This window comes from Sphingobacterium sp. HMA12, assembly GCF_002933815.1.
In the GTDB taxonomy this organism is placed as follows: Bacteria; Bacteroidota; Bacteroidia; order Sphingobacteriales; family Sphingobacteriaceae; genus Sphingobacterium.
This window is the reverse complement of sequence record NZ_BEYR01000004.1, coordinates 376,760-397,426: the sequence shown is the minus strand read 5'-3', so window position 1 is coordinate 397,426 and position 20,667 is coordinate 376,760. Positions and strand designations below refer to the sequence as shown.

Below are 20,667 nucleotides of genomic sequence, written 5' to 3'. Positions count from 1 at the left end.
CTGAAAATATTATGACAAACGTCCTAAAATGTTACAGATTTAATGAGCCTATGAATTTATAATTGATCAAAGAACTCGCTTTTTCATGTGCAACAATTAGGTAATGAATTATTCGGACAGCATTTCAATTTCAAAAATCAAACGGGATATTTTATTTTGAAAACCAACAGTCTTTCTGAGAGGAAACTTTATGGCAGGAGACCAACGGTCTGATGAGAGGAATAGCGATACAAAATAGCAAAGATGATTTCGTCTTAAAATAAAACAGGAGAAATATCTTTTATCGTATTTCTCCTGTAATTGAAAAGTAACACTGTTGACATCACTTCTCTTTATGTAGCCCCGAGCAGAATCGAACTGCTATCAAATGTTTAGGAAACATCTATTCTATCCGTTGAACTACGGGGCCTTTTCAAAAGCCAAACTTAGGCTTATTTTATAAATAAGTCAATAGCTAGTTGAAAATCCATGCTATATTTTTTGCCGGACTCCATAATCAGAAGCAAAAAAATATCAACACAGACGCTATAGCGCAAAAAGCTACCCTTAACCAATGCCATCGGTATACGAGCTCTTCTATTTGACAGGAAAATTTAAAGTGAATTTTATAAAGGAAAAAATGTGGAGGGAGAAGGATTCGAACCTTCGAAGCCGAAGCAACGGATTTACAGTCCGTCCCATTTGACCGCTCTGGAACCCCTCCAGCATTGCGCTATTTTGAAATAGAACGTCGCAAAAGTAGGCTTTGCCTACCAATTGTACAACTATTTTAATGCATTAATCTGTAACTACCCCAGTATGAATTGTTTTATTTTTTCAACAAATCCCGATTCGGATAGAAAACCCCCAAACAGCTTGTATTAATATAATAAAAACTTATTGTTACATTCTAGTCATAATAGATTTTGATGATAGTGTATTGGTAAAATCAATTCGCTTTTTGATCCGGGTTACCTTATCTTTGTGTCAACAAAAAAAGAAAGATATATTATGAGTTTCACAGGTAAAAGTTTTCCAAGCATTACAGTAGATGCAATTGATTATTTAGGCGACAATTTGCAGATCAACATTTTCGAAAAAGCAGTTAAAGAAGGTAAAAAAGTACTTTTATTCTGGTATCCAAAAGATTTCACTTTTGTATGTCCTACAGAATTACACGCTTTCCAAGAGGCCGCTGCTGAATTTGAAAAACGCAATACAGTCTTAATCGGTGCTTCATGCGACACAAACGAAGTTCACTTTGCTTGGTTAAACACTGCAAAAGATAATGGCGGTATCGAAGGTGTTGAATATCCTATTTTAGCGGATACCAACCGCAACTTATCTAGCGTATTGGGTATCCTAGACGTTCAAGAAGTTGAGCATCCTGAGTACGGTACATTAGCACAAGGATCTGCTGTTACTTACAGAGCTACTTATTTGATCGACGAAACTGGCCGTGTATTCCACGAGTCTGTAAACGACATGCCTTTGGGCCGTAACGTAAAAGAATATTTACGCTTGATCGACGCTTACGCTCACGTACAAAAATTTGGCGAAGTATGCCCTGCAAACTGGGAAGAAGGTAAAGATGCAATGAATGCAGACAGAAAAGGTGTAGCTGACTATTTAGCAAAACACTAACAATAAAAGACCCCGGGTCTTATCAACAGGGGCCCTTATCCCGGCTCCTGTTGATTTCTCCATCAATCACCTTAATAATAAAATCATGTTACAAGAATTAGAAAACGATAATTTACAAGAAATTGTAAACAATAACGATATTGTGATGGTTCAGTACGCTGCTACATGGTGTGGTAACTGCAAAATCATGAAACCAAAATTCAAAAAATTGTCCGGTGAGAACGAAAGTATTCCTTTTATCATCGCTGATGCAGAGAAATTTCCTGAATCACGTAAATTGGCAAACGTCAATAACCTGCCTACATTTGCTGCATTTAAAAACGGTAAATTGGTGAATCAAGTACAAACAAATAAGTTGGACGCATTAGTAGAATTATTCAATGAAGCTGCCGGTAATTAAACATCTTACAGAATTCATCGAACAGAACGATGTCGACTATGTATTGGAGACCATCGAGACTTTGGAAGCGCTTACTGAGGCGCCATTGAAAGATGAGGAACTCGACGTGATCGGTGAATTAATTTCGAACCTATACGGTGCCGTGGAGGTTGATAAATTGATAAAGGAAGGCAATTCGAAAAAAGATGCCTTAAATATGTTCATGAAACGTGTTTTAGGGGCAATTGACAAATAATTTTGCTTGACCAAACACAATGAAGTGAAACTTTCTTTTCATATTTTTAGTTACTCAAAAGCTAAATTGTTGACAAAATTTAGCAATGTGGAAAACTAATTGGAGGAATCTGACAGAACTAAATATTTTCTACATATATTTACTATGTTAAAGGTTGCCACTTGGAGCGAAGCGACAAAATAACTATTCTCTAAAAATTCGTTTCAGGAAAAAATATTTTAATTGTTAAACGGAAATTCCAACTTGGTTGGAATTTCCGTTTTTTATTTTAGACGAATTTCAAACTAACCTCATTATTTTACCTGAGTTTCACCTTCTTTACAACAAATAATATACATTAAAATTACAATGCGTAACGATGCTGTTTTGGATGAAATCTTTATCTTTAAACATGCGAAAACCCTTTCTTTCTGTCATTATTCTATTGGCCAGTATGCTGTCAAAGTCAACTGTACAAGCACAAAATCCGCAGTGGAATGCCGCCGAGATTAAGCTTAACCTAGAAAAACTGAATGTTTTAGGCTCTGTCCTGTACTTTGCAGCACATCCGGATGACGAAAATACCCGTCTGATCGCCTGGCTGGCCCAGGAGAAAAAATATAGAACGGGTTATTTATCCCTGACCCGTGGTGACGGGGGACAGAATCTTATCGGCACCGAGCAAGGTGTTGAGTTGGGACTGATCCGCACACAGGAGCTTCTTGCCGCGAGAAAGATCGACAAAGGGGAACAATTTTTCTCTTCAGCTTATGATTTTGGCTTTTCAAAGACACCCGAGGAAACATTTGACTTTTGGGACAAACAACGGGTGCTCGCCGAGGCAGTATGGTTGATCCGCAAATTCAGACCTGATGTGATCATAACGCGGTTTCCTCCCGATGCCAGAGGTGGCCATGGTCATCATCAGGCCTCCGCAATGTTGGCACACGAAGCATTCAAAGCCGCTGCTGATCCCAAACAGTTCTCTGAACAACTTCAATACGTAAAACCTTGGCAGGCGAAACGCCTCCTCTGGAATACGTTTAACTTTGGCGGACAGGACAATACGCGCGAAGATCAGCTCAAAGTAGACATCGGAAACTATAACGCATTGATTGGTGCCTCCTATGGTGAAATTGCCGCGCATAGTCGCTCTTCCCACAAAAGCCAGGGCTTCGGATCTGCCGCCCAACGGGGGGCTTCCATTGAATATTTTGAATATGTCGACGGTGCACCCGCAACAGCTTCTCCATTGGATGATATTGATACTTCCTGGAAAAGAATACCGAATAGCGGGACAGTACAATCGCTGATCGCTAAAGTTAATCAAAACTATCAGATCGACAAACCTGAATCGGCTTTACCTGATCTGCTCCAGCTCCATAAAGCGCTCGACCAGATCAAGGATGACTACTGGCGGGATCAAAAGAAAAAAGAAGTCGAAAAACTGATCCTTGCTTGCGGCGGAATATGGTTTGAAAGTATCGCAAAAAATCCGGATTATGCAATAGGTGATCTGATTAATGTCGACAACGCCATTATTGCGAGACGTCCCGATGTTACCGTACAACTGGTGAAGCTCAATGGTAAAGAGATCCATAAAAAACTGACCAGCAACATTCTTTTAAAGGATTCTCTTTCGGTAAGTGCAACAAACTCTACGCAGCCCTATTGGCTAAATGAACCGCACGCCAAAGGGAAGTTTAACGTCAAGGACTTTAACCTCACCGGTTACCCCGAAAACCCTGATCATCCAAAAGTACGCTTTGAATTAATGATCAACGGTACCGCCATCACATTTGACCAGCATATACAATATAAGTATACTGATCCTGTCCGTGGTGAAATCTATAATCCAGTCGCCATTCTGCCACAGCTCACAGCAAAGAGTTCGAGCCCACTGGCCCTGACCCAAAATGCCCAATCTGTCAACGTAAATATTTCATTCAAAAAAAATGGGCAGGCATCCGCACAGTCATTTCGTGTAATGCCGGTTGGAGTAAAAGGCTGGGAAATACATCCGGCTTCATTTGAGCTCCAGTTTACCGCGGGGGTTAATAGCCTATCAAAAGAAATTTCAATACGCCCTTTGAATCCGGCTATTTCATCCATTGATACGCTACTTTTCCAAGTTGATCAAAAGGATAGACTAAAAGAGATAAAAACAATAGATTATAACCATATTCCTGAAATTGTTTACTTTCCTGATGTGGCGATAAAAATGAGCAATATCAACCTGATCAATACGGTTAAAAAAGTAGCCTACATCCATGGTGCGGGAGACCTGATTCCCGAATCGCTCAGTGCTATTGGCATCAAAGTGGACATACTGAGTAGTGAACAGCTTTTAAAAAGTGACCTATCGGGCTATGACGCGGTCGTCCTGGGTGTCAGAATCTTCAATGTCAATAAGGACATCGCACAGATTCAGAGCAAGCTGTTTGACTATGTCAATACCGGAGGCACCGTCGTTGAGCAATATAATGTGAACAACGGACTGGTTTCAAAAAATTTCGGTCCCTATGCATTCAGCCTCGGGAGAAGTCGGGTCACCGATGAACTTGCCGCCGTTCATTTTGACGAAAAAGATCCTATTTTCAATTATCCCAATAAAATTACAACATCCGACTTTGACAATTGGGTGCAGGAGAGAGGTTTGTATTTCGCCGAAAATATCGACAAAAGATACCGTACACCCGTCGCCATGCAAGATCCGGGCGAACCTTTGCATAAAGGAGCGCTGTTGATCGCAGACTACGGGAAAGGAAAATTTGTCTATACATCACTATCTTTTTTTAGACAATTACCTGCCGGAATTCCCGGAGCTTACAGATTATTTGTAAATTTGTTATCAAAATCAAAATAAAATATCACAATGGAAAATCAGATTGACAACAACTGCACAACGATAGATGCTGGAAAAGCAAAAGGAATCATCCTTTTGGTCGCTGTAGTATTTGGGGCATTAATTGGCTTCACTGCAAACGAGACATTTTTAAGTATCATTGGTGGTGCTGTTATCGGATTGATTATCGCTGCATTTTTTAACAGTGTTATCTATCCTCAAAAGCCCTCAGATAGATAAAAATAGGATGAATAGCTGGAAACGTTACTACTGGATGGTCGTTATCTGGCTATTTATATTTATCCTTTTTCTGTACTTTTTTACGAAATATTATTCATGAGTACAGTAGACTGGACCGTTTTATTGCTAACACTTTTGTCGATTGTGGCTTATGGCATCTTTAAAAGTAGAGGTATAAAAAATATTGATGGTTATCTTTTGGGCAATCGTTCTTTGCCCTGGTACCATGTAGGGCTTTCGGTAATGGCCACTCAGGCGAGTGCCATTACTTTTCTGTCCGCTCCCGGATTGGCCTACTCGTCGGGAATGAGTTTTGTCCAGTTTTATTTTGGTCTCCCACTGGCCATGATCGTGCTCTGTATCACTTTTATTCCGATATTTCACAGACTTAAAGTCTTCACAGCCTATGAATTCCTGGAGAAGCGCTTCGATGTCAAAACCCGGGGGCTTACTGCATTGCTGTTTTTGATCCAACGGGGTATTTCTACTGGTATCACCATTTTTGCACCCTCGCTGATCATCTCCACAATCCTTCATATCGACCTTACGCTAACAACTCTGGTCATCGGCAGCTTTGTGGTAATTTACACGACCTACGGCGGGACAAAAGCCGTATCTCATACGCAGTTGCTCCAGATGAGCATTATCTTTGGATCACTGCTTATCGCGGGTATGCTTGTCATCCATTTGCTCCCGGCAGATATCGGTCTTTCGAAAGCGCTTCATATCGCCGGTAAATCGGGTAAAACCAATGCACTGGACTTTACTTTTGACTTGAATAACAACTATACGCTGTGGACGGGGCTGATCGGAGGTTTTTTCCTGCAACTTTCTTATTTTGGAACCGACCAGAGCCAAGTAGGCCGTTATCTCACCGGTTCATCCATAAAAGAGAGCAGAATGGGATTAATTATGAACGGACTTTTGAAGATCCCCATGCAATTTGCCATCCTGCTGATCGGTGTTCTGGTATTTACCTACTATCAATACCATCAACCCCCGATTTTCTTTAACCAGGTCGAAGTACAAAAGTTAAAAGAAAGTCCGTATGCTGCTTCCTACCAGAAGCTTGAGCACACACACACACAGCTATTCCAACAGCGTGAGTCTCTCGTCAATGGCCTCAGTACAGCACTGGATCAGGGAGATCAGAGGGGCATCGAGACTTCCCGTTCGGCTTTGCATCAACTGAATGCACAGATGCAGCAAGTGAAAGACAGTACACTCACACTTATCAAGAAGAACAATCCGGCAGCCGAAACAAACGATAATAACTATGTATTCCTTTCGTTCGTAACCAAGGCATTTCCAAAAGGCCTGATCGGTTTACTGATCGCCGTTATTTTTCTGGCATCCATGGGCTCTACTGCCAGTGCCATTAACTCCTTGGCTTCAACCACAACCATAGATATCTACAAACGCTTTATAAACCGCAACGCAACCGAAAAGCAGGATCTCTTCTGGTCACGTATATTTACCTTGATCTGGGGTATTTTTACCGTCGTCATCGCGCTGTATGCAAACAGACTGGGCAATCTTTTGGAAGCGGTAAACATCTTAGGTTCTTTATTCTACGGCACGATCCTCGGAATATTTATCGTCGCTTTCTATCTAAAAAAAATTCAGGGAAAAGCCGTTTTTATCGCTGCAATCCTCTCTGAGATCATGGTCATTGGCATTTGGTATCTCGACAAAATCCCTTTTCTCTGGCTGAATCTCATTGGCTGTGTGGCTGTAATGATAATCGCCTATTTTATACAGCTTTCACTCAGAAATGATACCACAGCATCAAATAGGAGCACTAACCCTTAGAAACAATCTCTCGTAAGCCAATTCGCTGATTTCGAATCGGAATTTTGTTTGGAGTGGGCTTTTTAATCCCCCGATTATTGAAAAAAGTCCGGATTCGCGATAAATCCGGACTTTTCATTTAATAGACCGAGATACCAGGGTCTTATTTGGTATCATGGATCAATATTCGCTTTTGGAAAGCCTATTCGTATTTTTTATAAATATTGTAAAGTACGCTCTTATCATACACCGTCAGTTCGGGTGTTGTGTCCCGTACAATAAATTTCCGTTTAAATGCGACGATCGCTGCCTTTAGGTTAGCAGTATCATACCCGATGATTTTAAGCGCATCAATGGCATTAAAACTATCAGGAGGGGCAACCAGCTGGCCTTCATCATACCAGATACCAAATCCTCTCGCTGCAAGCTTCTTCCAGGGGAAGAATACACTGGGATCGTTCTTGCGTGACGGAGCGATATCTGCGTGACCGATAAAGTTATTGTCAGGGATCAGATAGCGTGATTTTAAAGTATCCAACACTGTCATCAGCGAATTGATCTGGGCATCTGGAAAAGGCTCCCTGCCGTTATTGTCCAATTCTATTCCGATAGAGCAGGAGTTCATGTCCACAATGGATCCCCACTTTGCAACACCGGCATGCCACGAACGTACATAGTCATTCAACATCTGGATAATCTCACCGTTGCGACCGATCACATAATGTGAACTCACTTTGGTGCGTGGAATCTGGAATGTCTTGATGGTCTGACCGACACTATCTTGTGCCGTATGGTGGATGATCACAAAATTTGGCTTGCGAACATCATAATGAATCGCCTCTGCTTGACGCCACTCGGGGTGAACCCCGGTTTTCTGCAAGAAGATGACCTTTCTCTCCTGGGGTGTCAATTGATTCGTATCGGGCTTGGCAACAACCTTTTCTTCCAATACAACTGCGGGTGCAAAAGAAGCGACCAATGGTCTGGACACAGCGGCATGTCCTTTGGACTTACAGCTTGCCAAAGACATCAACACAGCAAGTATGATCCCAATCGACACTGGTCTAAGCATTATTTTGGTAAACTATATACAATTCCCATGGCCAATGACTGGCTCAACTGAACTCTTGAAATAACATCTGGATCATAGATCAAAATCCCGTTTAGATTGACGTTGATTACGCGTGTTACTTTTGCTGTTACCCAAACGTCAAGCCGGTGGGTAGGATCTGAAATCTTTTCATAGTCTGCGAATAGATTGTAACGTGCCTTCACATTCAATTTATCAGTAAAGTTTTTGTCTAGGTTGCCCGTAAGCTGGAAAGCGAGTGCATTGGCAAAAGAACGGTCTTCTTTGACACCAAAGCGTTCTCCTGTTCCTACCGTTGGGTTGTTAGGGTCTCTATAATAACCGTATTTCTGAAAAAAGCCTTCTCCCGAACGAGGTTTTACACGCTCATCCAAAATAAAGGTCTGCCGTGCGGTACCTGTACCAAAACGCAACGAAAACTCATTGCTCGGTTTATATTCAAGACCGAATGATTCCGTTAGATAGGCAGGTGCCATAAACGCATTTTCAATGTAATCTATTGTGTCCTTGCCATTCACGGTTTTATATTTATAACCCGCATCAAATTGTGACTCGAAAGTAACCGATGTAAACAAGGCCCAGTTTGCCGACAATTTATAGGATAACTTGTTATCCCAAAATATACGGTCATTATTCTTTTTAGCAATATTATTCGTATTCTTGATTTTACCGTAACGGAGGTCTAATTCAGTCACAAAATTAAAATTGTCGCGGGTATAGTCCGATTTGTGATTGGCATTGAGACCGACAGCGATGGAACCGACACCCCCACCTTTCCAATCGTTATTAAAGGAGGCCTGATTTAAATTGATACCAAACTTGGTCCAATGCTTCCAGTAATCTACTTCAAGATTAAGCTTGGGTACCACCGGACGAATGGTTCTGATATTTAAAGGTTGCTCTTTTTGTACAGAAATTACGGTATCTGGTTTTGCTCTAAGATCCTTCAGATCCTGTGCCTTTATGCTCGTAAAAGAAAGGCAAAGCATAGCCATGCCGACAAAATTGAATAACTTCATTCTGAAAACGTCTATTTTTTTGTTTACGGTACTAATTTATAATTAATTGTTGGAAAAGGCTCAATAAAATATTGCGAAGGGTTCAATCTATAACGCGAATAGCACTCTTTGATGTAATTTGTTACTTCGTAATCACTCGCCGCCAGAATGAAAAAATAGGATGGTCTAAATATTCGCCTAAATTTTTCTGACTCCTCAAAACTGAGTCCTGTAACTTTACTGATGAGTTCCTTCGTAAATTTATAATCAATTACATTTTCCTTATAATCGTTTTCAATGGTTTTAGTCAGCCTACGCGCTCTTTTAGCTTCTTTGCTAAATAAACTGTAAATGGAGTTTATACTCAGTCCTGCTCCGGTAGGGCCTACGGAAAATACGTCACCATACCCCGCCAGACGATAGGCTTTCTCATAATCTTCTTTTGCTTTCTTCAGAATTTCCTCTGGGCTCTTTCGTGCGGACACCTGAACCTCGTCGATATAGATTGATTCACGCAATAAATGAAACAGCAACAGCCCTTTACTGTCAACGGAAAGGGTATCCGAAAAATAGCCTTTGCTCATAGCGACAACCCGATCGCCTATGCGGGCAGGAAAGTCAAATTCGCCTTTAATATTATTATAGATTACTTCACCCGTACGCAGATTCGCAAGTCTCACATTTCCGATACGTTGTTTCGTATTTTTGTCAAATACGATCCCTTCAACTCTTTTTTCCTGACAAAAAAGTAGTGGGAGACTGCCCAATATGGCCGAAAACAGAAAAATATAGCGTATTAGCTTCACTTTCGTAAAACTACTATATCGCCATACAAAACTGAAATATTTAACATCTTTTAAAGCGTAACTATTTAGATATAACCAATAGTTGTCCTAGGGACAATGCTTCATCTGTCAGGCCATTTAATGATTTTATCTGTTCGACTGAGACATTATAGAGTTTGCTCAGCGAATAAAGGGTATCCTGCGCTTTCACCTCGTGAATACGCATCGCCACTGGGCTTTTAATTTCTTCGGTCTTAACGACAGCAGGAGGGTTCTCCTGAACAAGCTGTACGATTTCCTCTTGCACGACCTCTTCACGTACCACCTTCTCCTTCGGCGTCTCTCTCCGGTCATATTGATCAAGATGGTAGCGTTCGATCATTTCTATCAAGAGATCTGGATAACGGGGATTGGTTGCATATCCTGCAGCCTTAAGTCCTTTGGCCCAGCCCTTGTAGTCATTCTTATCCAGCTTGAACAAGGCCGAATAGCGAGGCCTTAGCAGGAATTCGGAATGATCCTTAAATGATTGTTCGGGATTGTCATATACACGGAAGCAATCGTTGATATTGTCGTCAGGGCGGGTCACGGATTTACCTTTCCATACGCCACCGCACTTAATACCGAAATGATTATTTGCTTCACGAGCCAGGTAGCTGTTGCCATTGCCAGACTCCAACAGGGCCTGCGCAAGTTTGATACTGGCCGGAATACCATATTTGTTCATTTCTGCAATTGCTATATCTTTATAATGCGCAATGTAGTCATTTCCTGCCATGGAGGGCCGACCTGTAGAGGAAGATGAAGAAGTTTTTGAATTGGAGCCGGATTTAGCCGATGATAATGTGCCTCTCCGGCTTGAACATGATGTAATCAACATCATGAATACAAACATGCCATAAAAAAACTTCTTCATGCAATAATATCGTGCTTATTTTCTAGTTGACGAGAATTTATTTTGCTTGGAATCATTATCAAACATATCAAGATGATAAAGTTTGATCGTTCTGAGTACCTTCGCTGTCCAGTCTCTACTTGTGGAGTATCCCGAACGCGCTATCGCCTTTACCCAAGCTTCATATTTTTCTCCCGGATGTTTTTCAAAAAGGCTTTGAGTAGTCTTTTTTCTTTTTACTATTCCTACAAAGTCATCATATGAGTCCAATACAGACCTATAACCTTTGTAAGCTGACCGAATAACGGTACTGTTGTTTCTTCCTTTGACACCAAAATGGTTATTCAAATTCTTTGCTATCCTGCTACCACCATTTCCGCTTTCGTGCATAGCGATGGCTAAGATAACCGATGCCGGAACGCCATGTTCGTCCATCATTTCTTTTGCTATTGGACTGTACTTATCGACATATGCCGCACTTTGAGCTGAAACTCTTGAAATTCCAAAAGTTGCTAAAGCCAGTACCAGTACAAAGCTTTTTAATTGTTTTAAATTCATGAAGAATGTTTTAGTTCACAAATTACTTCTTGCGCAACGCAAAAAGTCCGTCTCGAATCGGTAATATCACCTTTTCTACGCGCTTGTCCTGAGCTAAACGTGCATTCAAATCAATGATCTGCTTTGTTTGGTTGTCTGGTTTTGAATCTAACACCTTACCTTTCCATAAGACGTTGTCAATCAAAATAAGTCCCCCAGACGGAACTTGATTTATTATCGTTTCGAAATAATATAAATTTCTTTTTTTATCAGCGTCAATAAATACCAGATCAAATGTTTCGTTCAAAGTGGGTATGATTTCCGCTGCGTCGCCAATATGATATCTGATTTTAGCTGCGAATTCTGACGCATCAAAATACCCTTGGACTCGTTCCTGTTGCTCTTCATTGATATCAATGGTATGTAATATTCCATCCTGCTGGAGACCTTCTGCGAGACATAATGTTGCATATCCCGTAAAAGTTCCAATCTCCAAAATACGTTTTGGAGCAACCAATTTACTCAATAAAGAAAGAACTCTTCCCTGATAATGACCAGATAACATATGGGGCATTGTTTCCTTCAAATATGTCTCCCGATTTACCCTTTTCAGTAACGAATTTTCGTCGTCTGTAGTATGTTCCAAATAAGACTCTAAATCGTCGGCAACAATTTCCATAACCACAAAGGTACCAAAAAACATTTTTATGATAAAAATATTTTTTTATAAAATACTGAAATACAATACGATATAATTATCCGTTTGTAAAGGGATTTTTTATCGACTTGCCCTAAAAGCCCAAAAACGCAATATGCTCATTTTTTGATTTTTTTATTTTTTCTCCGATTCCATCAAAAAATGAGCCCTCGGGAAGACGTGCTTCGCGAGGGCTCATTTTTATTATTTAACGATAAAATTCTAAGCAAGATCTGCTGTAATCAGACGTAAAAATTCGGACCGCGTCACGTCATTTTGAAATGCACCTGTAAATGCGGAGGTCGTCGTAACAGAATTCTGTTTTTGCACACCACGCATGGCCATACACATGTGTTTGCACTCCATCACAACCGCAACCCCACGAGCGCCCAGTGTTTCCTGGATACAGTCTCTGATCTCGTTGGTCAGACGCTCCTGTACCTGCAGGCGGCGGGCAAAGATATCCACGACGCGGGGAATTTTACTCAAACCTACAATATGTCCGTTTGGAATATAAGCGATGTGTGCCTTTCCAAAGAAAGGTAACATGTGGTGCTCACACAGGGAGTATACTTCAATATCCTTTACAACCACCATCTGGCTATAATCTTCCTCAAACATGGCTCCTCTCAGCACTTCAGCAGCATCGATATCATATCCATGTGTCAAAAACTGCAGGGCTTTAGCGACACGCTCGGGAGTCTTTACCAGACCTTCACGCTTGGGATCCTCCCCGAGGCATTCTAAGATATCTGTATAATGAGAAGCGATGCGATCTACTTTTTCAGTATTGTATTTGTCGATCTTAATATATCCATCCAACTCTTCGTTGTCAAATGAGTGTTGACTCATAGTTTCTACTATTTAAATGTATTAAAGATTAATCGCCAAAATATTCGACGTAGTTATTTTCGGTTTCGTGCAAACGGACACTATGCAGTGCAACTCCTTCTTCCTCAAAAAGCGGCTTGAGGATCTTGAATATCTCAATAGCGATATTTTCTGTAGAGGCCATGACATCCTTCATAAAATCAACATCCAAGTTGAAATTACGGTGATCCACTTTATCAATAATGCTGCGGTTGATAATTTCTTTCATGATCTTTAAATCGATCAAAAAACCAGTTTCGGGATTGACCTCTCCCTTGACCGTGACAAAAAGGTCATAATTGTGCCCATGCCAATTTGGATTAGAACAGAGTCCAAACACTTGTTCGTTTTGTTCATTGCTCCAATCTTCACGATACAGCTTATGTGCTGCACAAAAACGTTCACGACGAGTTATAAATATCATAATAATACAAAGATACGGCTTTAGGGCCAATTTTAACATTCCTATTTTAGGAATGCCGTCAGAATATAGTAATATAATTAAGGAGGGAAGATCATCCGCTGATTTTTATTTTTAAGTACCCAAGACCTGCACGATAATTCGTAATTTTCGCGTACTATAATTCGCATACTATAAAAATAAGTTCATCATGAAAATATTAATCGTTTCCGCCACGCAGTTCGAAATTCAGCCTTTTTTGGAGGTCGACGCAAATTATCCCGACTGTGATACGGTAATCACGGGCGTAGGAATGGTGGCAACAGCATTTGAATTAGGAAGAGTGCTGCACGAGAACAAATATGACCTCCTTATAAATATAGGTATTGCGGGCTGCTTTGACCGCAACCTGAAAATAGGAGCGGTTGTACAGGTCATCTCAGAATCGTTGGTCGAATTGGGGGCGGAGGATGACCAACAATTTATTCCGATCGAACAATTGGGTTACGGAAAATCCAAATTTGAGTCGTCTTTACTTCGTGGCAAAAATCTAGTGCTTCCGTTTTTAACTCAGGAGCACGGCATTACCGTAAATAAAGTACACGGGAATGCGGATAGTATTGCAAGAATTCAACAGCTCCACCCTGACCGCTGTATCGAGAGCATGGAAGGCGCTGCTGTTTTCTTTGCTGCGAATAAAATGGATCTTCCGGTGATCGAGCTTCGTGGCATCTCCAATTATGTGGAAAAAAGAAACCGTGCCACGTGGAACATTCCGCTGGCAATAATGAATAGTAATAAGGCTCTTATACAGACATTGGATTTCTTGCCGAACTTATTTTCCAAAATTTAATACAAAAGTCATTTACTTATTAAAAAATGACATAAAACTATACAATTAGGCTGGTCAAATCTTCAAAATATCAATTTTAAATAGTAGATTTGTAATCTAAAAATTGACACTATTTTACAACTGATGAGAGAAATACAATTCAGAGAAGCACTTCGTGAAGCGATGAACGAAGAAATGCGTAAAGACGACAAAATATTTTTATTAGGTGAAGAAGTTGCTGAGTATAACGGTGCTTATAAGGTAAGCCAGGGTATGCTTGATGAATTCGGTGCAAAACGTATCATTGATACACCCATTGCTGAACTTGGTTTTGCTGGTATTGCTGTTGGTGCAGCAATGAACGGTCTAAAACCGATCGTTGAGTTCATGACATTTAACTTTTCACTTGTTGCGATTGACCAAGTTATCAATGCTGCTGCAAAAATCCACTCCATGAGCGGTGGACAATTTTCGATTCCTATAGTCTTCCGTGGGCCGACAGGAAATGCAGGTCAGCTAGCAGCACAACACTCTCAAAACTTTGAAAACTGGTTTGCAAATACACCAGGATTGAAAGTGGTTGTTCCTTCAAACCCTTACGAAGCTAAAGGTTTATTGAAATCTGCTATTATTGATCCAGATCCAGTTATTTTCATGGAATCTGAGGTTATGTACGGTGATAAAGGTGAAGTGCCTGAAGAAGAGTACTACCTGGAAATCGGAAAAGCAAATATCATTCAAGAAGGTACTGATGTTACTGTTGTTTCTTTCGGTAAAATGCTTCCTCGTGTTGTAATCCCTGCAGTTGAAGAATTGAAAAAAGAAGGTATCAGTGTCGAATTGATCGATTTGCGTTCTGTGCGCCCAATTGATTACCCTACGCTTATTGAATCTGTTAAGAAAACAAACCGTCTGGTTATTGTAGAAGAAGCTTGGCCTTTGGCGTCAATCTCTACGGATTTGGCATTTAATGTACAACGCAATGCGTTTGATTATTTGGATGCCCCTGTTATCCGGGTGAACTGTGCTGACGTACCTCTTCCTTATGCGCCAACATTGATCGAAGCTGCTTTACCTAGTGTAGAAAAAGTGGTTAAAGCCGTAAAAGAAGTATCCTATATCAAAAAGTAATTCGATTACTTTTTTGAATCAAATAACAATCCCTTTTACTGTAGTAAAAGGGATTTTTTTATATATTTATCTGTCCTGTTATTCAACAACACTAAAATCCAATAGATGAAAACACTAAAAACAATGGCCTTGACTGCTTTATTTGCATTTATCGCCCTATCTGTATCCGCCCAAAAGAAATATACCCTACGGGTGAATCCCGACCAGGGAAAGAAAATAGCGCAGAATGTTGCCATGGCAATGGATATCGAAACTGGCGGGCAGAAGATTGTGACAGACTTAACAATGGGCTTTGATATTACAAATACAGCCAAGAAAGATAACTCCTTTCTATTTGACCTTATCTATACGGGAATCAACATGAAAATGAGCGGAGAAGCGATGGAAATGACCTATGACTCCAAAAATCCCGAAGCCAATGAATTTTCAAAACAAATGCATGCTACTGTAGGCAAATTAGTGGATAGTAAAATAGGCTTTTCGATAGATCAATTGGGAAAATCTTCGGATATACAATTGCCTGAAGGTGTCAATCTGCCTTTCGATCGAAGTATGTTTGAAAATATCAGCACAGTATTACCTGAACAGTCCATTGCTGTTGGCGAATCATGGAGTTCAAAAACCGAATCGGAAGAATCAGGCTTACTAATCGAAAACAAAATGACACTCGCCGAAGTGAATGAGCAGGGATATAAAGTAAATGTCGAAGGAAAAATGTTTGGATCTGACGCAAAGCAGGTGGGTAGTATCCAGGGATTCTATGTCCTGGATAAAAAGACCTGTCTAACTAAAATAACAGAGATGACAAGTGATGTCGATATGCCCGAGGCAAAGATTAAGACAGTCATAAAATGCCAGTAAATAGATAGCAACAAAAAAGGGGTTTAATTTTAAAATTAAACCCCTTTTTTGTTATCACACCGATATTAAGCGTTGATTTCTTCTTTGTATTGATCCGCAGATAATAATGCATCTACATCAGCTGCATTATTCAATTTAATACGAACAATCCAGCCTTCACCATAAGGATCAGAATTCACCAATTCAGGAGAAGCATCAATTGCATCATTAACCGATAAAATTGTAGCTGCTACAGGTAAAAACAGATCAGAAACTGTCTTCACAGCTTCGATTGTACCGAAAACTTCATTTGCGGCAACTTCTTCACCTACTGTGTTAATGTCAACAAAAACGATGTCACCCAATTCACGTTGAGCGAAATCGGTAATCCCTACAACTGCTTCATCACCTTCAACACGAATCCATTCGTGATCTTTGGTGTATTTCAATTCTGCTGGAAAATTCATTGTATCTAATTTTTTGATTTTTAATGCCGTGAAGTTACAAAATATCTTCAATTGTCAAAAATGATATTCGTTATAACATTTTTGTGTTTATTTTTAAGTCATGAATCCTCAAATCGAAAAACTTTATCAGATCGCGCTAAAAAAAGAGCGTTTTATTATTGGTTTAATGTCCGGTACCTCCTTAGACGGCCTTGATATCGCATTATGCCGTATTGAAAACTCCGGAAAGACGACCAAAATAAATTTGGAAAAGTTTATCACAATGGACTACGAGGATATTTTTAGAACCAAAGTCCGTGAAATATTCGCAAAAAGAACCATCGACCAGCAGCTATTTTCAGGGCTTAATGCATACGTAGGTATCACCCATGCGAATCTGATCAATCAAGCGCTCAAAAGCTGGAATATTTCAGCTGCCGAAATAGACTGTATCGCCAGTCATGGACAAACGGTCTACCACGCACCGCAATCGCTGACAAAAGACCTTAATTGGCCGAATAGCACGCTACAAATCGGTGACGGAGATCATATTGCCATGCATACGGGCATAATTACACTCTCAGATTTTAGGCAAAAACACATTGCCGCAGGAGGAGAGGGAGCCCCATTGGCAGCCTATGGTGACTACCTGCTTTTTTCTCACCCTACTGAAAACAGGTTTTTACTAAATATAGGCGGCATTTCGAACTTCACCTTTATACCAAGTCATCAGAGTAATCTGGAAGCCTATGCGACAGATCTAGGACCGGGAAATACAATGATGAATCAGTATATGAAAGCTCATTTTGACCTGGAGATGGACAGAGATGCCGTGATCGCAAAAAAAGGAAGAGTCAATAATAGGTTATTGGAACAGCTTCTGGCCGAAGACTTCTTATCCCTGGAATTCCCGAAAACAACGGGGCCAGAATTGTTCAATCTGGATTATCTAAAAGAGGCCCAAAAACGTTCTGAGACGTTACATCTATCCGCAGAAGATGTGATGGCAACACTCAATCGCTTTTCGGCCCGGGCGATGATCAACGGTATACACAGACAAGCCGTTGGATTAGCCAATTTCTCAGTATATATCAGTGGTGGTGGACTACATAACCCCTTGCTTTTTGACGACATCAAAGCAAATCTGCCAAACATCAAGGTAGAAAGCTTCGCCACACTGGGGATTGACCCGGATGCCAAAGAGGCCGTATTATTCGCATTGCTGGCCAATGAGACCCTCACCGGAACAAGGTCCAATGTTGAACACATTAAAGACTCTCCGGCGGTTTGTATGGGCAAAATTAGTCTACCAGAGTAGGCTACTCACTTTCTATCGCCTCTTGTAAAAACTCCTTGAACGGTAACATCTTTTTATAAGAGGCGATAATACCATCCAGCGCATTTTTATTTGACAGGTCTTTAATGGTCAGGGGCTGATCCAGAACAAAGCTTTTTAGCTTGATAAAATCAATATGTGGATTGTCCTCACCATAACCGGCGGGAGCACGCTTGAGCAGATCTTCTTTGAACAGGATTATTTTTCCATCATCCAAGGCCCCATTCAGGATTTTCACCAAATGCTCACCATTATAGTCAATCTCCTGTCTTATGGCTTCCAGGTGTGGCTTCTCCGGCCGCCAATAACCACAGGCAATAAATGAATTTTCAGCACCAATATGAATATAATATTCAGGACCGTGCAACTTCCTTCCGTCAACAGAGATCCCAGCGCCAAACCAAGTCTTATAAGGCGTTTTATCATTTGAAAAACGGGTATCTCTATAGATACGGAACAAACATTTATTGGCCTGAATAGAGGTATTTATTTTGGGGTCGAATTCACTCAGCGCAGCAATCAAATCGGTTAGAAAACTCCGGACATCCGCCAGTGCGGACTCATATTTCTCGCGGTTCTCTGCGAACCATTCCCTTGAATTATTTTCCTTTAATTCTTTCAAAAAATCAAAGGTAGATTTTTGAATGTAACTCATAATGCTTTTAACTAATTAAAATTAAGAAAACGTAGACGATGGGTGCAGCCAATAATAAACCGTCAAAACGGTCTAGGAAACCACCGTGTCCGGGTAAAATGCTACCCGAATCTTTCACATGTAAGCTCCTTTTTAGCATCGATTCGACCAGATCTCCTAATGTTCCAACAATACTGATGATCATGGCAACAGTAATCCATTGCCATAAGGGCAAACTTCCAAAATATTTCTCCAGATTTATAGCGACAACAATAGCCAAAATGAAGCCTCCAAAAAAACCTTCCCAGGTCTTTTTTGGAGAGATACGCTCAAAAAGTTTATGGTTACCAAAGCTCCGGCCGGCAAGATATGCTCCGGTATCATTGGTCCAGAGCAATATTAAAAAACCCAGGGGGATATAATGATTATATACACCATTAATAAACCCCAACTTTGCAAAAAGAAAGAAGGGAAATGTGACGTAACAGATACCCAAAAAAGTATAGGCGATATCATTAAAGGGAAAACTTCGCTTTTGAAAAAGTGAAATGATATAGGTCAGGCCGATCAATGGTGTAATGAGCCATAGAAATTTAGTTTCCAAAAGGTTCATAGCCACCATAGACCCTACAGCAAATCCTGTCACAGCCAAAATCATGCCCAGGGCCTTATTGGGTGCACGCTCCTCAGAGGACACGATGCCGTAAAACTCATACAGACACCATGCACTTAACAGCGTAAAAAAGATACTGTATAGGTATGGTCCGAATAAAGTGGATGCCACCATGACAGCTACAAAAATCGCACCGGTTATCGCTCTTGTCTTCATCTTAATTCTCTCCCTCTGCTTCTTCAATCAATCTTTCGGCAGTTTCAACCGAGTTTTCACTAACATATAGTTCTATTTTTCCAAACAGATAGGAAGAATCCTGTTTGTTTAATGCCACGGTTGGAATACCATTCTCTTCCAGCATCTGTTTTACTATTTCAGCCTGAATAGCATTTGTATATGTTTTAATTTTCTTCCAATCGTTCTCCATGATTTCCTTTTTGTGTTGACAGATAAAATAAGAATACAAAAATAGCAGTAAAAATGAAGCCTACAACATATATCCACCAAGATTGCAGCTCAAAAGCATTGATCTCTTCATAACTTTTACCATTTCTTGTATAATAAAAGGACATCACTGTCGCTCCGGCGTTATTGACAAAATGACCAAAAATAGGCAAAAGAATATTTTTGCTCCAGACATAGAGATAACCGAAAAATGCGCCCAGCAGCATACGTGGTATAAAACCAAAAAACTGCAGGTGTATGGCGCTGAAGACGATTGCAACAATCCAAATGACAACATGAGGATTGGAAATCCACCTGCCGACGATATTTTGAAGGACACCACGGAATAAAAGTTCTTCGCCTATAGCTGGTATCAGCGCCAGAACAACCAGGTTAAACAGAAATCCGAAAAAACTTGTTTCCACGATAATTCCTTTGATCAGATCTCCTGATTCTCGCTCACTGCGCTCCATCCAAATCTGCACAGACCTCATATTATCTGGCAGCTGTAATGATTCATTCCAATGTCCGATTAGACTCATTAGCGGCATAAAAGCAAGCATGGCGAAAAAGACATAAGCAAACTGCTTTGCCTGTGGTGCGTATTCTTGCTTAAAATAAGTGATTCCGTACCCCTCACGTGTATGCATCAGATATGCCGGTACAACAAAGGAACCCAAACTACTCATCAACAACAAAAAACGCATTTCATTTGCGGAACCTTGCATAAGGGTAGCCAATGAAAATACCTGTCCTGTAAATTTGTAATAGAAAAAGAGCATAAGGATACCGATGACCTGCGAGAGAAAGGTAAATCCGATGACCAACAGGACCAGACGCAATAATGATTGAAATGGGGAAGTAGTTTGCTCGGGATACATAAAATTTTAAATATGTTTTAAAGATAACAATAAAAGCATGTCACTTTATAAATTTCACTGCAATTCAATAAGACATCCCTGACCGGATCAGTAGAAAAAATGGTATTATGAAAGGCTCCGGATCA

23 protein-coding genes and 2 tRNA genes are annotated in these 20,667 nt (G+C 40.4%); 10 read left to right on the top strand and 15 right to left on the bottom strand.

All coding sequences use genetic code 11. From position 1 onward, the window contains the following. Nucleotides 1-337: 337 nt before the first annotated feature. Together HMAT_RS20860 and HMAT_RS20855 are read right to left on the bottom strand one after the other, a co-directional pair. Nucleotides 338-409 (bottom strand) — tRNA-Arg (locus HMAT_RS20860). Nucleotides 410-622: 213 nt separating this feature from the next. After that, nucleotides 623-703, bottom strand: a tRNA-Tyr gene (locus HMAT_RS20855). A gap of 287 nt (nt 704-990) precedes the next feature. Here HMAT_RS20855 and HMAT_RS20850 point away from each other — a divergent pair. The 6 genes from HMAT_RS20850 to HMAT_RS20825 all read left to right on the top strand — a co-directional run bounded on the left by HMAT_RS20850 (nt 991) and on the right by HMAT_RS20825 (nt 7,134). Continuing rightward, the gene (locus tag HMAT_RS20850) at nt 991-1,623 is read left to right on the top strand and encodes a peroxiredoxin (protein ID WP_104384792.1); all 633 of its coding nucleotides are present in this window, start codon (nt 991-993) and stop codon (nt 1,621-1,623) included. An 85-nt stretch (nt 1,624-1,708) separates the two neighbouring features. Further along, complete coding sequence (locus tag HMAT_RS20845) at nt 1,709-2,023, top strand: co-chaperone YbbN (protein WP_104384791.1); 315 nt, start codon at nt 1,709-1,711, stop codon at nt 2,021-2,023. Further along, nucleotides 2,004-2,258: a hypothetical protein gene (locus HMAT_RS20840; protein ID WP_077436919.1), complete on the top strand. Its 255-nt coding sequence runs from the start codon at nt 2,004-2,006 to the stop codon at nt 2,256-2,258. Before HMAT_RS20845 ends, HMAT_RS20840 begins: the two co-directional genes overlap by 20 nt. 391 nt (nt 2,259-2,649) lie before the next feature. Beyond that, a complete protein-coding gene (locus HMAT_RS20835) occupies nt 2,650-5,103 on the top strand; it encodes a PIG-L family deacetylase (protein ID WP_104384790.1) in 2,454 nt (817 codons plus the stop codon). Between the two features lie 9 nt (nt 5,104-5,112). Then, complete coding sequence (locus tag HMAT_RS20830; RefSeq protein ID WP_104384789.1) at nt 5,113-5,322, top strand: hypothetical protein; 210 nt, start codon at nt 5,113-5,115, stop codon at nt 5,320-5,322. Nucleotides 5,323-5,418: 96 nt separating this feature from the next. After that, nucleotides 5,419-7,134 (top strand): sodium:solute symporter, encoded by a 1,716-nt coding sequence (locus HMAT_RS20825; protein WP_104384788.1) that lies wholly within the window; start codon nt 5,419-5,421, stop codon nt 7,132-7,134. Nucleotides 7,135-7,315: 181 nt separating this feature from the next. Here the strand turns inward: HMAT_RS20825 and HMAT_RS20820 are convergent, their stop codons facing one another. The 8 genes from HMAT_RS20820 to HMAT_RS20785 all read right to left on the bottom strand — a co-directional run bounded on the left by HMAT_RS20820 (nt 7,316) and on the right by HMAT_RS20785 (nt 13,409). Continuing rightward, complete coding sequence (locus HMAT_RS20820) at nt 7,316-8,185, bottom strand: N-acetylmuramoyl-L-alanine amidase (RefSeq protein ID WP_104384787.1); 870 nt, start codon at nt 8,183-8,185, stop codon at nt 7,316-7,318. Next, the gene (locus HMAT_RS20815; protein ID WP_104384786.1) at nt 8,185-9,222 is read right to left on the bottom strand and encodes a DUF3078 domain-containing protein; all 1,038 of its coding nucleotides are present in this window, start codon (nt 9,220-9,222) and stop codon (nt 8,185-8,187) included. The genes HMAT_RS20820 and HMAT_RS20815 overlap by 1 nt, the downstream gene beginning before the upstream one ends. A 23-nt stretch (nt 9,223-9,245) precedes the next feature. Next, nucleotides 9,246-10,007: a hypothetical protein gene (locus HMAT_RS20810; RefSeq protein WP_104384785.1), complete on the bottom strand. Its 762-nt coding sequence runs from the start codon at nt 10,005-10,007 to the stop codon at nt 9,246-9,248. Between the two features lie 61 nt (nt 10,008-10,068). Continuing rightward, the gene (locus HMAT_RS20805) at nt 10,069-10,902 is read right to left on the bottom strand and encodes a glucosaminidase domain-containing protein (RefSeq protein WP_104384784.1); all 834 of its coding nucleotides are present in this window, start codon (nt 10,900-10,902) and stop codon (nt 10,069-10,071) included. A gap of 15 nt (nt 10,903-10,917) precedes the next feature. Then, the gene (locus HMAT_RS20800) at nt 10,918-11,439 is read right to left on the bottom strand and encodes a glucosaminidase domain-containing protein (RefSeq protein WP_104384783.1); all 522 of its coding nucleotides are present in this window, start codon (nt 11,437-11,439) and stop codon (nt 10,918-10,920) included. 22 nt (nt 11,440-11,461) lie between these two features. After that, on the bottom strand, nt 11,462-12,097 hold the full coding sequence (locus tag HMAT_RS20795) for an O-methyltransferase (protein ID WP_104384845.1): 636 nt from the start codon (nt 12,095-12,097) through the stop codon (nt 11,462-11,464). Nucleotides 12,098-12,337: 240 nt separating this feature from the next. Beyond that, on the bottom strand, nt 12,338-12,967 hold the full coding sequence (gene folE, locus HMAT_RS20790) for a GTP cyclohydrolase I FolE (protein WP_104384782.1): 630 nt from the start codon (nt 12,965-12,967) through the stop codon (nt 12,338-12,340). A 28-nt stretch (nt 12,968-12,995) separates the two neighbouring features. Beyond that, a complete protein-coding gene (locus HMAT_RS20785; RefSeq protein ID WP_104384781.1) occupies nt 12,996-13,409 on the bottom strand; it encodes a 6-carboxytetrahydropterin synthase in 414 nt (137 codons plus the stop codon). A 187-nt stretch (nt 13,410-13,596) separates the two neighbouring features. On the opposite strand from HMAT_RS20785, the gene mqnB reads away from it, so the two are divergent. The 3 genes from mqnB (at nt 13,597) to HMAT_RS20770 (ending at nt 16,209) form a co-directional block, all read left to right on the top strand. Then, nucleotides 13,597-14,238: a futalosine hydrolase gene (mqnB, locus tag HMAT_RS20780; RefSeq protein ID WP_104384780.1), complete on the top strand. Its 642-nt coding sequence runs from the start codon at nt 13,597-13,599 to the stop codon at nt 14,236-14,238. A gap of 123 nt (nt 14,239-14,361) precedes the next feature. Next, entirely contained in the window at nt 14,362-15,348 is a 987-nt protein-coding gene (locus HMAT_RS20775) for a pyruvate dehydrogenase complex E1 component subunit beta (RefSeq protein ID WP_104384779.1), read from the top strand. A gap of 105 nt (nt 15,349-15,453) precedes the next feature. Continuing rightward, a complete protein-coding gene (locus HMAT_RS20770) occupies nt 15,454-16,209 on the top strand; it encodes a DUF6263 family protein (protein WP_104384778.1) in 756 nt (251 codons plus the stop codon). 65 nt (nt 16,210-16,274) lie between these two features. Here HMAT_RS20770 and gcvH read toward each other — a convergent pair whose 3' ends face one another. Then, nucleotides 16,275-16,655: a glycine cleavage system protein GcvH gene (gene gcvH, locus HMAT_RS20765; RefSeq protein WP_104384777.1), complete on the bottom strand. Its 381-nt coding sequence runs from the start codon at nt 16,653-16,655 to the stop codon at nt 16,275-16,277. 100 nt (nt 16,656-16,755) lie between these two features. Here gcvH and HMAT_RS20760 point away from each other — a divergent pair, with 100 nt between their 5' ends. Further along, nucleotides 16,756-17,952, top strand: a complete 1,197-nt coding sequence (locus tag HMAT_RS20760; protein WP_104384776.1) for an anhydro-N-acetylmuramic acid kinase — start codon at nt 16,756-16,758, stop codon at nt 17,950-17,952. A 1-nt stretch (nt 17,953) separates the two neighbouring features. Here the strand turns inward: HMAT_RS20760 and HMAT_RS20755 are convergent, their stop codons facing one another. From HMAT_RS20755 to HMAT_RS20740, 4 genes are read right to left on the bottom strand one after another with little or no spacing between them, the layout of a single operon-like run. Continuing rightward, nucleotides 17,954-18,625, bottom strand: a complete 672-nt coding sequence (locus HMAT_RS20755; protein ID WP_104384775.1) for a DUF2461 domain-containing protein — start codon at nt 18,623-18,625, stop codon at nt 17,954-17,956. 7 nt (nt 18,626-18,632) lie between these two features. After that, nucleotides 18,633-19,433 carry a phosphatidate cytidylyltransferase gene (locus HMAT_RS20750; RefSeq protein ID WP_104384774.1) on the bottom strand — a complete coding sequence of 267 codons (801 nt, stop codon included), beginning with the start codon at nt 19,431-19,433 and terminating at the stop codon, nt 18,633-18,635. A gap of 1 nt (nt 19,434) precedes the next feature. Continuing rightward, nucleotides 19,435-19,644 carry a DUF2007 domain-containing protein gene (locus HMAT_RS20745; RefSeq protein ID WP_104384773.1) on the bottom strand — a complete coding sequence of 70 codons (210 nt, stop codon included), beginning with the start codon at nt 19,642-19,644 and terminating at the stop codon, nt 19,435-19,437. Next, nucleotides 19,619-20,542 carry a CPBP family intramembrane glutamic endopeptidase gene (locus HMAT_RS20740; protein ID WP_104384772.1) on the bottom strand — a complete coding sequence of 308 codons (924 nt, stop codon included), beginning with the start codon at nt 20,540-20,542 and terminating at the stop codon, nt 19,619-19,621. Before HMAT_RS20740 ends, HMAT_RS20745 begins: the two co-directional genes overlap by 26 nt. Nucleotides 20,543-20,667: the final 125 nt, after the last annotated feature.